We start from the raw sequence: 13,706 nt of genomic DNA on the forward strand, positions 1-13,706 counted from the left end.
GCACATGGACAGTACCCGCGACGAACAACACTGGCACGCCATCGCCCAGCGCTACGACCTGGAGCCCGGCCCGATCAACCTCGAAAACGGTTACTTCGGGCGCATGAGCCGCGCGGTACTTGAGCAGTATCAGGACAACGTCGCCTTCATCAACCGCAGCAACTCGATCCATGTGCGCCAGCGTTTCGAGCAGGGCGAAAACGTCGAGATCCGTAACCAGTTGGCGCAGTTGATGGACGCCGATCCTGAAGCCATCGCCCTCACCCGCTGCGCCTCGGATGCGTTGCAGTCGCTGATCCGCAACTACAACCGCTTGCAGCCCGGCGACCAGGTGCTGATCAGCGACCTGGAGTACGACACCGTCAAGGGCGCCATGCGCTGGCTGGCGCAGAATCGCGGCGTAGAAGTGATCGAAATTGCCCACGAACACCCGGCCAGTTTCGACAGCCTGGTGCAGACGTATCGCGATGCGTTCCTGCGCTATCCCCGCCTGAAACTGCTGGCACTGACCTACGTGACCCACCGCACCGGGCTGGTGATGCCGGTGGAGGCGATTGCCGGCGCTGCCAGGGAACATGGAATTGATGTGATCCTCGATGGCGCCCATGCGCTGGGGCAGATCGAGTTCAACCTGGCACAGTTGGGTATCGCGTTTGCCGGTTTCAACCTGCACAAGTGGATCGGTGCGCCGTTGACCCTGGGCTTTATTTATATCGACCCGCAACGGTTGGCGGACATTGATCCGGACATGGGTGAGTTTCACTATCCGGTGACCGATGTACGTGCCCGCACGCCGTACAGCACGCCGAATTTCCCGGCGTTGATGACCTTGCCGCTGGTGTTCGAAGAGCATCGTTTGCTGGGTGGATCCAGGGTCAAGGGCGCCCGCCTTAATTACCTGCGGGATTTGTGGGTGAGTGAGGTGCGGCAGTTGCCGGGAATTGAAGTGCTGACGCCGGACGACCCACGGCTGTATTGCGCGATTACGTCGTTCAAGTTCACTCATCAGCCGGATCAACAGGTGATGGCGGACCGACTGCTCAAGGAATACAACCTCTTCACCACAACCCGCAGCGGGGCCTCGTTCGGCAGTTGTATTCGGGTGACACCAGGCTTTTTGACGTCAGCGGCGGACATTCATGCGCTGATCAAAGCCATCACCGAACTGAGCGCGATATCACTGTAGGAGCGAGCTTGCTCGCGAAGGTCGTTAACGATGACACGGGAAACCTGACACCCAGCGGTGCTCTCGGTTTTTTCGCGAGCAAGCTCGCTCCTACAGTGGGAGTGGGCCATTTTCCGCAGGCAAAAAAAAGCGGCACACCGACCAAGTGCACCGCAAAAATGCCGTAGAACACAGCAACAACGATTCGGTAAATCCAATCAGTCCAGCAGGGCCAGCGCCTCGGCGGTGGTTTCCTGGATGCGTGCCCAGTCGCCATTCTTGACCCATTCCGGATCAAGCATCCAGCTACCGCCCACGCACATCACATTTTTCAACGCCATGTAGCTCTTGATGTTGGCCGGGCCAACACCACCAGTCGGGCAGAATTTCACTTCGCCAAACGGGCCGCCCAGGGCCTTGATCGCCGCCACGCCACCGCTGACTTCAGCCGGGAACAGCTTGAAACGGCGATAACCCAGGCCATAACCTTCCATGATCCCGGAGGCATTGCTGATGCCCGGCAACAGCGGAATCGAGCTGTGTACCGAGGCTTCCAGCAGGTCACGGGTAATCCCGGGGGTGACGATAAATTGCGAACCGGCCACTTCGGCCGCTTCCAGCATATGACGATCCAGCACGGTACCGGCACCGGTGCACAGCTCCGGACGCTGCTCACGCAGTACCTGGATGGCCTTGAGGCCGAACTGCGAGCGCAGGGTCACTTCCAGTGCGGTCAAACCACCGGCTGCCAGGGCATCGGCCAGCGGCAGGATGTCCTGTTCACGGGCAATGGTGATCACCGGCAGGATCCGCGCCTTGGCGCAGAGGCTGTCGATCAAGGCAACTTTGTCCGCCATGGAAACGGTAGGTTGAGGGCTGTTCATCGCGGCTGATCCTTGGCTCATGGGCACCAGTAAATCTCTAAAGTAGGTTGCAAAAACGCGCGTATCGGCATGGCAGCAACGTCGTCACTGGCCAGCGCGGCGCTCAAGGTGGTCAATTTCGAGCTGCCGGAAATCGACAGCACGGTGTAGTGGGCGGTAGCCAGCAACGCGCGACTCATGGTCAGGCGCTGGTGCGGCACGGTCGGCGCCAGCATCGGCCAGCAACGACGACTGCCATCGGGCTTCAGTGCTTCAGCCAGGTTCGGGCTGTTGGGGAACAGCGACGCGGTGTGACCGTCGTCGCCCATGCCCAGCACCAGCACATCAATTGCCGACAACTCGGCCAGCAGGCGATCGGCTTGCTCGGCAGCGTCGTCAAGGGTGGCGGCGACGCTGTACAGGCTCAGGAACTTGGCCTTGGCCGCCGGGCCTTGCAGCAAATACTTCTTCAACAGGCCGGCATTGCTGTCGGCATGTTCCACCGGCACCCAGCGCTCGTCGGCCAGGGTGATGGTCACCTTGGACCAGTCCAGGCCTTGCTTGGCGAGGTTCTGGAAGAACGCCACCGGGCTGCGGCCGCCGGACACCACCAGGGTCGCCTCGCCACGGGCACTGATGGCCGCGCGCAGTTGTTCGGCCACGTCATTGGCCAAGCCATCCGCCAGCAGCACCGGGTTGCGGTACTCATGGGCAGTCACGCCCTGAGGCAGTTTCAAATCAGATATCGCCATACCAAGACCTCCCGTCCCGCGTGATCAGTGCAATCGAGCTCATTGGCCCCCAGGACCCCGCCGCGTACGGCTTGGGCGCATCACCGGATTTTTTCCATCCGGCGATCAACTGGTCACACCACTTCCACGCAGCTTCGATTTCATCTTTGCGCACAAACAGGTTCTGGTTGCCACGCATTACTTCCAGCAACAGCCGCTCGTAGGCATCGGGAATCCGTGCGCTGCGATAGGTGTCGGAAAAATTCAGTTGCAGCGGGCCGCTGCGCAGTTGCATGCCCTTGTCCAGGCCCTGCTCCTTGGTCATCACGCGCAAGGAAATCCCTTCGTCCGGTTGCAGGCGGATGATCAGTTTGTTGCTGATCTGCAAGCGCTGCTCGGGGGCGAAGATGTAGTGGGACGGTTCCTTGAAGTGGATGACGATCTGCGACAGTTTTTGCGGCATGCGCTTGCCGGTACGCAGGTAGAACGGCACCCCGGCCCAACGCCAGTTACGGATATCGGCACGCAGGGCGACGAAGGTCTCGGTGTCGCTCTGGGTGTTGGAGTTCTCTTCTTCCAGGTAACCCGGTACCGGCTTGCCGGCGCTGTAGCCGGCGATGTATTGGCCACGCACCACCTGGGTGGTCAGGCCGTCCGGGCTGATGGGCGCCAGGGCCTTGAGCACCTTGACCTTCTCGTCCCGAATACTGTCGGCAGACAGGTCGGCCGGCGGGTCCATGGCGATCAGGCACAGCAGCTGCAGCAGGTGATTCTGGATCATGTCCCGCAGCTGCCCGGCCTTGTCGAAATAGCCCCAGCGACCTTCGATGCCTACTTGCTCGGCCACGGTGATTTCCACGTGGGAGATGTAGTTCTGGTTCCACTGGGTTTCAAACAGGCTGTTGGCAAAACGCAGGGCGATCAGGTTCTGGACGGTCTCTTTGCCCAGGTAGTGGTCGATGCGGTAGGTGCGGTTTTCCGGGAAAAACTGCGCCACGGCGTCGTTGACCTTGCGCGAGGAATCCAGGTCCGAACCGATGGGTTTTTCCAGGACCACGCGGGTATTTTCCGCCAGGCCGACCTTGGACAGGTTCTCGCAGATCGCGCCATACACCGCCGCCGGGGTGGCGAAGTAGGCAATCAGGCGTTGTTCAGTGCCGGCGTTCTCTGCCAGGGCGACGTAGTCATCGGCCTTCAGGAAGTCGACATGCAGGTACGTCAGGCGGGCCAGGAAACGCTGGGCGACGGTTTCGTCCAGTTCCTTGCCAACGTAACCACGCAATTCTTTTTCGATGTGGACCAGGTGCTGTTGCTCGGAACCGGCCTCACGGGCCAGGGCCAGGATGCGCGTGTCTTCGTGCAGCAGGCCCGCACCATCGAGTTGATAGAGGGCAGGAAATAACTTGCGCAGCGCCAGATCACCCAAGGCGCCAAACAGGGCAAAGGTGCAGGGTTCTACGGTTATCGAAGGCATGATGTTTGTTCTTTTATCAAGTTAAGCTACAAATACCTTTTTTTAAGGCATCACTCAAGGAAAAATGTAGTAATAACCACAACATTTTCCCGAAAAACGTATTCCGAGTGGTGGTGTTCAACTACCCTCAGTAGGATAGGCCACCGCAAAGGGCCGCTCGTCGATTGGTTGACGACCCTTATTTGCATCGTCGCCCTAAGGAAACATGAATGGACCGCGTGCGAAATCTACTGGAACAGATCCAGAAACGCCTCGAAGAACTGAACAAGGCTGAACGTAAAGTCGCCGAGGTCATCCTGCTCAACCCGCAGCAGGCGACCCGCTTCTCTATCGCCGCCCTCGCCCAGGCCGCTTCGGTCAGCGAACCTACAGTGAACCGCTTCTGCCGCTCGTTCGGCGTGAGTGGTTACCCTGAACTTAAATTGCAGCTGGCGCAAAGCCTGGCCAGTGGCGCGGCGTATGTCAGCCGCGCGGTGGAGGCCGATGATAACCCGGAGGCCTACACCCAGAAGATCTTCGGCAGTGCCATCGCGTCCCTCGACAGCGCCTGCCAGGCCCTGGACCCGAACCTGATCAGCAAGGCCGTCGACCTGCTGATCCAGGCTCGGCAGATCCACTTCTTCGGCCTGGGTGCTTCGGCGCCGGTGGCCATGGACGCGCTGCACAAGTTTTTCCGTTTCAACCTGTCGGTCACGGCCCACGCCGATGTGCTGATGCAGCGGATGATCGCCTCGGTGGCCCACACCGGGGAGTTGTTCGTGATCATTTCCTACACCGGGCGTACCCGTGAACTGGTGGAAGTAGCACGTATTGCGCGGGAAAACGGCGCCTCGGTGCTGGGCGTGACCGCCGAAAATTCGCCGCTGGCCAAGGCCAGTACGGTGAGCCTGAACATTCCGTTGCCGGAAGACACCGACATCTACATGCCGATGACCTCGCGGATCATTCAGTTGACGGTGCTGGATGTACTGGCGACGGGCATGACCTTGCGTCGCGGAGTGGATTTCCAGCCGCACTTGCGCAAGATCAAAGAGAGCTTGAACGACAGCCGGTATCCGGTTGGGGATGAATTCAACTAGGCCCGAATCTACTGTGAATGTGCCGGCCTCTTCGCGAGCAAGCCCGCTCCCACATTCGACTGCATTCCAAAAGTGGAACTCGGTCTAATGTGGGAGCGGGCTTGCTCGCGAAAGCGGCATCAGCAACACCGGAACATCCGGATCAAGCCCCCGCCCGCGCCTGCAAACTCAAATGCGCCCTCTCCCCCGGCGCCAGGCTCGCAGCAGCCATCGCCGACTCCACACACACAAACCCCGCAGCCTCGTTGAAGCTCACCCCCAGCAACGGTCGACTCCCCGGGTGCCACACCACCGTGTCGGCACTCTCGCCGGTGTCGATGCACAATTCGCGCTGCCAGGCATGGTCCTTGAGGTGCAGTTCACCGTCGTGCTGGAACACCCGCTGACACCCACCATCGACACGCAACTCGCCTTCCTGCTGGCACGCCTGACGATTCAGCTGGTCGTAGCCCTGCGCGCCATCGAGCCCAGACAGCGCTATCTCACCAACGTTGCCAATCCGCCAATAAGCGTGCAAAGCATGGCTCAATTGGCACGGCAGCTCGTCCTGGTGCTCGGTGGCCAGGCGCAGCTCCAGGGTTTCCCCCAGGTGTGCATGCAGGTCCACCTGCCAGTCGCATAGCTGCAATTGCCAGTGCAAACGCACGCCGTCGTCGTCGGTGCTGCTGTCCAGCAATTTCCAGTCGATCAGCCGTGCCCAGCCATGGGACGGCCAGGCGTTTTCGCTGGGATGGCGGCCATACCACGGCCAACACACCGGCACGCCGCCACGGATGGCGCCGACCTGCGGCCACTTGGCCGCGCACCACAGCCAGGGCTTCTGGCCCGTGGGCTGAAAGTGCAGCAATTGCGCGCCCTGGCGACTGAACACCGCCTGGCAGAGCGGGTGATCGATCACCAGCACATCGCGCATCTGGAAGCGTTCCCAGGCGAATACCGGCCGCTCGCGCAGGGATTTGAAAAAGCGTTGCAGCGGATGCTCATGCATGTGCCACGGTCCTGAATATCTTTGCAGGCGCTGGCTTGCCTGCGATGGCATCGCCTCGGTGTGGCAGATACACCGCGGGGCTCGCATCGCAGGCAAGCCAGCTCCCACACAAAAAAAAGCGGATAGCCATGGCTACCCGCAAAATGCGCACAGAGAGAAGGAGCTTATCGCAACAACGTTAGAACGTAGACTGAATTTTCAGGCCCGCTACCACCGCGTTGTCGACTTGCTTAACACCACCTGGGTTGGCGATGTATTGCAGGTTGGGACGCACGGTCAGCCAGTTGGTGACGTGGATGCCGTAGTTGAGTTCGACGTTGTACTCCGTGTTACGCAGCGGTGCGTAACCCGATTGGTCGTAATCCGTGAAACCGCCGGCCGCGTTGAGCAACTCAGCATTTTTCTTCACGTCACTGTTGGCATGGATACGGGATACACCGATACCCACGTCATCTTTTGTACGTGCGTCGAATGGACCTTTATACACAAGCATCAGCGACTGGTAGTTGTCGACCAGGTTGGTGTCTTTGTCGTGGAAGGTGACGTTGGCCGCAATGTTCAAGCCGCGGGAAGCATCGCCATTGTGGGTGGTGAGTTGCTGTTGCAGAACGCCCCAGTAACCGCTTTTGCTGCTGCGAACGCGGAAGGCTGCGCCCGTGGTGCCAGCATCGTTACCGTTGACGTCTTCACGTACGTCGGTAGCGTCGGCGGTGCTCTTGTAGTAACCCACACGGTATTCGCCCGGCAGGCCATTGACCTTCGGCGACCAGACCAATTCAACCGGCAATACGGTGCCCTTGGTGCCGCTGCCGCTGAGCTTGAAGCCGTTGCCGTGCTCCAGTTGCGACGGGTTCTGGTTGTACGCACCGATTTGCGCATACAGCTCAGGCGTGATGTTGTACTTCACGCGGATAGCCGCCTGGCTGACGGGCCAGTTGTACCAGGTGTTTACATAGTTACCGACCTGCGAGCCACAGAACGACAGGTTCTGGAAGTCGCACGGGAAGGTGTTGAAGTCTTCGCCTTCACCGAAGTAACCGAGTTTCACGTCCAGTTTGTTGTCGAACATCTGGTGCTGAATCCAGAACTGGGTCAGACGCACCATGTGGCCTCGGCCGTCGACTTCTTGAGACGAACTCAAGGTGCCGGCACGCGGGTCGCCAATACGGTCGTTGGAAATGTTTGCGCCATTACGATTGGTCAACTGGATCTTGGCCTGGGTGTTGTCCCAGCCCCACAGCTTTTGCAGGTCCAGTGCCACGCCCAGACCGAACTGGTCAGCGTAACGGGCAGTCTTGTCGTTGTTGTAGCCACCGCTGAGGTTGCCACCGACTTCACCGACGTAATCCGCCTTGATGTCGATACCTTGCTCGATCAGCTTGGTACGCTCGCCGCCCCAATCGCCGGTCATCCACTTGGAATCGGCGCTGAACGCGTCGTCCGCCATCGCATTGGCGGACAGTACCAGGGCGGCTGCTGCTGACAGTTGGCAGATCAGCCGGGTGTTGTTGTGGTGCTTTTTCATCCCTACATCCTCGTCTTTATTGTTATTAACTGTTTTTATCTAACGCGGTTTACTTCTTTGTGAGAGCAGGACTCTCACAAAAGCCCCTACACATCATTTGAAACTTCAGCGTCCCTTGAATTGAGCAACGTTGTCCGCACGATCCTGTGCCGGCAACGAGGTGGCAGTGCCCAGGCGCTCGCCGGTCTTGGCGTCGAACAGCAACACCTTGGCCGGGTCGAACTGCAAGGTCAGGGTCTCGCCCACTTGCGGCGCCACATCGGGCGCCAGGCGGCAGCAGACCTTGGTGTCATTGATTTGCACGAACACCAGGGTGTCCGGACCGGTCGGCTCGGTGACTTGCACCTCGGCCCGAATGGTCGGCGCGCCGGTGGCTTCAGCGGCAGCCAGTACGATCTGCTCCGGGCGCAGGCCCAGGATCACTTCGCGGTCTTCAAGACCGGCATCGTTCATGTTCAACGGCAATTCACAGCGGGCCTGGCCGCTGTCCAGCAGCGCCACCAGGCGGCCGTCCTTGCGTTGCAGGCGCAGTGGAATGAAGTTCATCGGCGGCGAACCGATGAAGCTCGCCACGAACAGATTGGCCGGGTCGTTGTAGATCTCTTTCGGCGTGCCGAACTGCTGGATGATGCCGTCCTTCATGACCGCCACTTTGTCGCCCAGGGTCATCGCTTCGATCTGATCGTGGGTGACGTAGACGGTGGTGGTTTTCAGACGCTGGTGCATCAGTTTCATTTCGGTACGCATCTCGACCCGCAGCTTGGCGTCGAGGTTGGACAGCGGTTCGTCGAACAGGTAGATCTTCGGGCGACGCGCCAGTGCACGGCCCATGGCCACGCGTTGTTGCTGGCCACCGGAGAGCTGGCCCGGCTTGCGATTGAGCAGGTGCTCGATCTGCAGCAGCTTGGCCACTCGCGCCACTTCTTCATCGATCGCCGCCTGGGGCATCTTGCGAATCTTCAGGCCGAATTCGATGTTCTCGCGCACGCTCATGGTCGGGTACAGCGCGTAGGACTGGAACACCATGGCGATGTCACGATCCTTGGGGCTCATGCCGCTGACGTCCTGGTCGCCGATCATGATCGCGCCACCGGTGATGTTTTCCAGGCCGGCAATGCAATTCATCAAGGTCGATTTGCCGCAACCCGAAGGACCGACCAGGATCAGGAACTCACCTTCCTTGATCGACAGTTCGATGTTCTTCAGGGTGTCCGGCAGGCCGGTACCGTAGGTCTTGTTTACGTTACGAAGTTCGAGCGTTGCCATGATTACCCCTTGACCGCGCCGGCCGTCAGGCCGCGCACGAAATACTTGCCTGCGACCACATAGACCAGCAGGGTCGGCAGCCCGGCGATCATCGCCGCCGCCATATCAACGTTATATTCCTTGACCCCGGTACTGGTGTTGACCAGGTTGTTCAGCGCCACCGTGATGGGCTGCGAATCACCGCTGGAGAACACCACGCCGAACAGGAAGTCGTTCCAGATCTGCGTGAACTGCCAGATCAGGCACACCATGATGATGGGTGTCGACATCGGCAGGATGATCAGGCGGAAGATCGTGAAGAACCCCGCGCCATCCAGGCGAGCCGCCTTCACCAGTGCATCGGGAATGCTGACGTAGTAGTTACGGAAGAACAGTGTAGTAAACGCCAGTCCGTAGACGATGTGCACGAACACCAGGCCCGTGGTGGTACTGGCCAGGCCCATCTTGCCGAGGGTGAACGAGGCTGGCAGCAGCACGGTCTGGAACGGCAGGAAGCAGCCGAACAGCAACAGGCCGAAGAACAACTGCGAACCACGGAAGCGCCACATCGACAGCACGTAGCCGTTCAACGCACCGATGGCGGTGGAGATCAGTACCGCCGGAACGGTGATCTTGATCGAGTTCCAGAAGTAGCCGTCAACCGTGGCCCAGGCTTTCACCCAGCCGATGCCGGTGATCACGGTGGGCCAGCTCAGCAGGTTGCCGGTGCTGATGTCTTCCGGGGTCTTGAAGCTGGTGAGCAACATGACCACCAACGGCACCAGGTACAGCAGGACAGCGAGAATCAGCACCGCGTAGATCGCGACGCGGCTCAGGCTGATGGCAGGTTTGCCAGCAAGACTAGTCATTGCGCTTGGTCCTCAGCTCGGAGTACAGGTAAGGCACGATGATCGCGAGAATCGCACCGAGCATCAGAATCGCACTGGCCGAACCCATGCCCATCTGGCCGCGGCTGAAGGTGAAGGAGTACATGAACATCGCCGGCAGGTCGGAGGAGTAACCCGGACCACCCGCCGTCATGGCCGCCACCAGGTCGAAGCTCTTGATCGCGATGTGCGCCAGGATCATTACCGCACTGAAGAACACCGGGCGCAGGCTTGGCAGCACCACTTTCCAGTAGATGCGCGGCATGCTCGCGCCGTCGATCTGTGCGGCACGGATGATCGATTGATCAACACCGCGCAGGCCGGCAAGGAACATCGCCATGATGAAGCCGGAGGCTTGCCACACAGCAGCGATCACTAGGCAATACACCACACGGTCCGGGTCGATCAGCCAGTCCAGGCGAAAGCCTTCCCAGCCCCAGTCACGCAGCAGTTTGTCCAGGCCCATGCCTGGGTTGAGCAGCCATTTCCAGGCGGTACCGGTGACGATCATCGAGAGCGCCATCGGGTACAGGTAAATGGTGCGGATAAAACCTTCGCGACGGATTTTCTGGTCGAGGAAAATCGCCAGGGTCACGCCGATCACCAGGGTGATGCCGATGAACATGCCCCCGAACACCGCGAGGTTCTTGCTCGCGACCCACCAGCGGTCGTTGTCGAACAAGCGCACGTATTGCGCCAGGCCTACGAACTTGTAGGTCGGCAGGAAAGTCGAGTTAGTGAACGACAGCACGAACGTCCACAGGATGTAGCCATAGAAGCCCACCAGAACGATGAACATGCTCGGCGCCAGCACCAGTTTGGGTAGCCAGCGCTGCAGTGCATCGAACGGCGAGGCTTTGCTGAACACAGCAACAGAACTCATGGGAAAATCCAGTACAGGGAAAAAGGACTACAGGAACATGCCTTGTGGGGGTTAGGGGTCCCCCCACAAGGCCATTCGGTACTAACCGTTACTTGGCCGACTTGATCGCTGCCGCGAGTTTCTTCGCGGTATCGGCAGGGTCAGCTTTCGGGTCATTGATGTAGTTGGTCACGACATCAAAGAACGCGCCTTGTACCGCCAGCGTGGTTGCCATGTTGTGGGCCATGCTTGGTTGCAGGCCGCCAGTCTTGGCATCCGCCAGGAAGTCCTTGGCAGCAGTCTGGGCGCAGGAGTCGAAGCCGTATTTGCCCATGTCTTGCAACATGTCGATACGAACCGGGATCGAGCCCTTGTTGATGCTGAAGACTTTCTGGAAGTTTTCGCTCAGCACGACCTTGGCGATGTCCTGCTGACCGGCAGCAGTGCCTTTGTCTTTCTGCTTGAAGGCTGCGAGGGAGTCGATGTTGTAGGTGAAGGCCTTGTCGGTGCCCGGGAAGGCTACGCACTCGTAGTCTTTGCCGGCGACTTTCTTGGCGGCGGTCCATTCACTCTTGGCCCAGTCACCCATGATCTGCATGCCGGCTTTGCCATTGATGACCTTGGCGGCTTCCAGGTTCCAGTCCTGGCCCTTGCCGTCGGCGTCCATGTAGGTCGCGACTTTCTTCAGCTCGGTCAGGGACTTGATCATTTCAGGGCCGGTCAGGGCTTTTTCGTCGAGGTCCACCAGGGCTTTCTTGTAACCGTCAGCCCCCATGACCGAGAGCACGACCGCTTCGAAGACGGTGCTGTCCTGCCAAGGCTGGCCACCGTGGGCGAGCGCAATGAAGCCGGCTTTTTTCAGCTTGTCGCCAGCGGCGTAGAATTCTTCGAGGGTGGTAGGCGGTTTTTCGATACCGGCTTTCTTGAACACTTCCGGGTTGATCCACAGCCAGTTCACGCGGTGAATGTTCACCGGCACGGCCACGTAATCACCTTCGTACTTCACGGTATCGGAGACTTTCTTGTCCAGCAGCGAATCCCACTTCTCTTCTTTGGCGGGAACCTTCAGGACGTCGGTGTCGAGCAGCCCGGTGGACGCCCATTCCTGGATGTCGGGGCCTTTGATCTGGGCCATGCCTGGCGGGTTGCCAGCAACGGCGCGGCTTTTCAGTACGGTCATGGCAGTGGAACCGCCACCGCCGGCGACGGCACCGTCTTTCCAGGTGAAACCGTCTTTTTCAACTTGGGCCTTCAGGACATCTACTGCCGCTTTCTCGCCACCCGAGGTCCACCAATGCACAACTTCAACCGTCCCTTTCGAGTCGGCGGCAAAAGCACTGAGGGGAAACAACGAGGCAACGGAAATAGCTACGGCGAGGCGACTGATCGCTTTCATCTGAGTACCTTTTTTCTTGTTGTTATGCATGCAAGTCGGTGCTTGCGCTGCAAACGAGTTTAAACAGGGATTTTTCAGGTGCAGGTAACAAAGGGACGCCAAAATGTCACCACTTGGTGACATAGCGCCCGGTGGCCACGGCACTGGCCATGCTCGGTGACAAGGGTAGCCCCGGCAGCAAGACAGACTGCCAGGTGTGGTAGAGGTCCGGTTTGCCACCCCAGATTTTCGCGCTGGGCTGGTTTTTCGGGCTCAGTTCGTGGTGCCAGCTGCCGTGGGTGCGGTCAATGAAACGGGTTTCACAGAACTCCCAGAAGCGCCGGTACCAGGTTTCGTAATGCAGCTCCCCCGTGCGTTTGAGCAGCGCCTGGGCAGCGGCGCTGGCTTCACAATGGGTCCAGTGCAGGCGCTCGTGCACCACGGGGCGCTGGCTCCAGTCGAGGGTGTAGACAATGCCGGGGGCGCCGTCGACGGCCCAGGCGTATTCACAGGCGCTGGCGAACAGGCCCTTGGCGTCGGTCACTAGCCACTCAGGGGTGACGAGCCCGGCATCCAGGCGCGCAGCCTCAAGGTGCAACACCAGTCGCGCCCATTCGAAGCCGTGGCCGGGGGTGATGCCGTAGGGACGAAAACCATCGGCCGGGTTGTCTTCGTTGTAACCACGCAGGGGTTGCCAATGGCTGTCGAAATGCTCGATCACCATGTCCCGGTTTTGCGCCGCATGGGTATGAATAATCCGCTCGACGATGCGCAGTGCCCGGTCCAGCCAGCGGGTTTCACCGGTGACATCGGCCAGGGCCAGGAAGGCTTCGGTGGCGTGCATGTTGCTGTTGGCGCCGCGATAGGCTTCTACCCCGCTCCAGTCCTGGGCAAAGGACTCGAGCATCGCGCCCTCCTCTTCGTTCCAGAAGTACTGGTCGATGATGTGGATCGCGTCGTTGAGCAAGGTTTGCGCGCCGGGAGCGCCGGCCACTACTGCGGAGCTGGCGGCCAGGGCGACAAAGGCGTGCAGGTAGGCGGCCTTGCCGGTGTTGCCGTCGCGGGCGTCGGGCGTGGCGAACCAACCGCCGTGCCGGGCATCGCGCAGCGGGCCGCTGAGGGCCATGACGCCGTGTTCCACCAGGTCGGCATAACCTGGCAGGCCCAGGCCATGGGCCATGGCAAAGCTATGGGTCATGCGGGCGGTGTTCATGGTTTCGGCGACGGCATCGGGCGGCAGGACGCCTTGATCGTCGAGGTTGCCGAAGCCGTCAGGCAGCCTGGAAGCCTTGGCGAATGACAGCAGGCGCTGGCCTTCAGTGGCAAGCCAGGCGTGATGGGCAGGCGCGTTCAGCCAACTACTGGCAGGCAGTGGTTGCGTGGTCATGATTAGCCCTTTTTATTATGTGCGGGATGACGGGAGTCTAAACAAGGGCGGCGCGAGGGCAAGTAACGAAGGAGACGGGAAATGTCACCGATTGGTGACATTGATTGTGCCAGGGCCTGCAGGCG

12 protein-coding genes and 1 pseudogene are annotated in these 13,706 nt (G+C 60.0%); 3 read left to right on the forward strand and 10 right to left on the reverse strand.

From position 1 onward, the window contains the following. Positions 1-4: 4 nt before the first annotated feature. Entirely contained in the window at positions 5-1,186 is a 1,182-nt protein-coding gene (locus HX818_RS02020) for an aminotransferase class V-fold PLP-dependent enzyme (RefSeq protein ID WP_177019389.1), read from the forward strand. Then, positions 1,177-1,284: pseudogene (locus HX818_RS31110) on the forward strand (outer membrane lipoprotein carrier protein LolA); the annotation flags it as partial. The gene HX818_RS02020 and the pseudogene HX818_RS31110, both read left to right, overlap by 10 nt. Before the next feature lie 99 nt (positions 1,285-1,383). Here the strand turns inward: HX818_RS31110 and HX818_RS02025 are convergent. The 3 genes from HX818_RS02025 to zwf are packed head-to-tail and all read right to left on the reverse strand — an operon-like array spanning position 1,384 to position 4,233. Next, positions 1,384-2,049 carry a bifunctional 4-hydroxy-2-oxoglutarate aldolase/2-dehydro-3-deoxy-phosphogluconate aldolase gene (locus HX818_RS02025; RefSeq protein WP_003213027.1) on the reverse strand — a complete coding sequence of 222 codons (666 nt, stop codon included), beginning with the start codon at positions 2,047-2,049 and terminating at the stop codon, positions 1,384-1,386. 17 nt (positions 2,050-2,066) lie between these two features. Continuing rightward, on the reverse strand, positions 2,067-2,780 hold the full coding sequence (gene pgl / locus HX818_RS02030; RefSeq protein WP_177019390.1) for a 6-phosphogluconolactonase: 714 nt from the start codon (positions 2,778-2,780) through the stop codon (positions 2,067-2,069). After that, positions 2,767-4,233 carry a glucose-6-phosphate dehydrogenase gene (zwf, locus tag HX818_RS02035; protein ID WP_177019391.1) on the reverse strand — a complete coding sequence of 489 codons (1,467 nt, stop codon included), beginning with the start codon at positions 4,231-4,233 and terminating at the stop codon, positions 2,767-2,769. The genes pgl and zwf overlap by 14 nt, the downstream gene beginning before the upstream one ends. Positions 4,234-4,451: 218 nt before the next feature. Here zwf and HX818_RS02040 point away from each other — a divergent pair, with 218 nt between their 5' ends. Then, entirely contained in the window at positions 4,452-5,312 is an 861-nt protein-coding gene (locus tag HX818_RS02040; RefSeq protein WP_173406104.1) for a MurR/RpiR family transcriptional regulator, read from the forward strand. A gap of 142 nt (positions 5,313-5,454) precedes the next feature. Here HX818_RS02040 and HX818_RS02045 read toward each other — a convergent pair whose 3' ends face one another. The 7 genes from HX818_RS02045 to HX818_RS02075 form a co-directional block, all read right to left on the reverse strand. Beyond that, positions 5,455-6,300 (reverse strand): D-hexose-6-phosphate mutarotase, encoded by an 846-nt coding sequence (locus HX818_RS02045; protein WP_003213018.1) that lies wholly within the window; start codon positions 6,298-6,300, stop codon positions 5,455-5,457. A 178-nt stretch (positions 6,301-6,478) separates the two neighbouring features. Continuing rightward, entirely contained in the window at positions 6,479-7,825 is a 1,347-nt protein-coding gene (locus HX818_RS02050) for a carbohydrate porin (protein WP_003213016.1), read from the reverse strand. 105 nt (positions 7,826-7,930) lie between these two features. Further along, on the reverse strand, positions 7,931-9,091 hold the full coding sequence (locus tag HX818_RS02055) for an ABC transporter ATP-binding protein (RefSeq protein ID WP_003213014.1): 1,161 nt from the start codon (positions 9,089-9,091) through the stop codon (positions 7,931-7,933). Positions 9,092-9,093: 2 nt separating this feature from the next. Beyond that, entirely contained in the window at positions 9,094-9,939 is an 846-nt protein-coding gene (locus HX818_RS02060; protein WP_003213012.1) for a carbohydrate ABC transporter permease, read from the reverse strand. After that, positions 9,932-10,840, reverse strand: a complete 909-nt coding sequence (locus HX818_RS02065) for a carbohydrate ABC transporter permease (RefSeq protein ID WP_003213011.1) — start codon at positions 10,838-10,840, stop codon at positions 9,932-9,934. The genes HX818_RS02060 and HX818_RS02065 overlap by 8 nt, the downstream gene beginning before the upstream one ends. A gap of 88 nt (positions 10,841-10,928) precedes the next feature. Next, positions 10,929-12,215 (reverse strand): ABC transporter substrate-binding protein, encoded by a 1,287-nt coding sequence (locus tag HX818_RS02070; protein WP_177019392.1) that lies wholly within the window; start codon positions 12,213-12,215, stop codon positions 10,929-10,931. A 106-nt stretch (positions 12,216-12,321) separates the two neighbouring features. Next, positions 12,322-13,581: an AGE family epimerase/isomerase gene (locus tag HX818_RS02075; protein WP_177019393.1), complete on the reverse strand. Its 1,260-nt coding sequence runs from the start codon at positions 13,579-13,581 to the stop codon at positions 12,322-12,324. Between the last annotated feature and the right edge of the window lie 125 nt (positions 13,582-13,706).

This window comes from Pseudomonas sp. F9001 (genome assembly GCF_013385435.1).
Classification (GTDB): domain Bacteria; phylum Pseudomonadota; class Gammaproteobacteria; order Pseudomonadales; family Pseudomonadaceae; genus Aquipseudomonas.

Excerpts from the sequence above, each read along its gene's own strand:
- HX818_RS02020 (WP_177019389.1), top strand. The coding sequence starts at position 5 with ATGGACAGTACCCGCGACGAACAACACTGGCACGCCATCGCCCAGCGC.
- pgl (WP_177019390.1), bottom strand. The coding sequence starts at position 2,780 with ATGGCGATATCTGATTTGAAACTGCCTCAGGGCGTGACTGCCCATGAG.
- HX818_RS02050 (WP_003213016.1), bottom strand. The coding sequence starts at position 7,825 with ATGAAAAAGCACCACAACAACACCCGGCTGATCTGCCAACTGTCAGCA.
- HX818_RS02060 (WP_003213012.1), bottom strand. The coding sequence starts at position 9,939 with ATGACTAGTCTTGCTGGCAAACCTGCCATCAGCCTGAGCCGCGTCGCG.
- HX818_RS02055 (WP_003213014.1), bottom strand. The coding sequence starts at position 9,091 with ATGGCAACGCTCGAACTTCGTAACGTAAACAAGACCTACGGTACCGGC.
- HX818_RS02065 (WP_003213011.1), bottom strand. The coding sequence starts at position 10,840 with ATGAGTTCTGTTGCTGTGTTCAGCAAAGCCTCGCCGTTCGATGCACTG.
- zwf (WP_177019391.1), bottom strand. The coding sequence starts at position 4,233 with ATGCCTTCGATAACCGTAGAACCCTGCACCTTTGCCCTGTTTGGCGCC.
- HX818_RS02070 (WP_177019392.1), bottom strand. The coding sequence starts at position 12,215 with ATGAAAGCGATCAGTCGCCTCGCCGTAGCTATTTCCGTTGCCTCGTTG.
- HX818_RS02075 (WP_177019393.1), bottom strand. The coding sequence starts at position 13,581 with ATGACCACGCAACCACTGCCTGCCAGTAGTTGGCTGAACGCGCCTGCC.
- HX818_RS02025 (WP_003213027.1), bottom strand. The coding sequence starts at position 2,049 with ATGAACAGCCCTCAACCTACCGTTTCCATGGCGGACAAAGTTGCCTTG.
- HX818_RS02045 (WP_003213018.1), bottom strand. The coding sequence starts at position 6,300 with ATGCATGAGCATCCGCTGCAACGCTTTTTCAAATCCCTGCGCGAGCGG.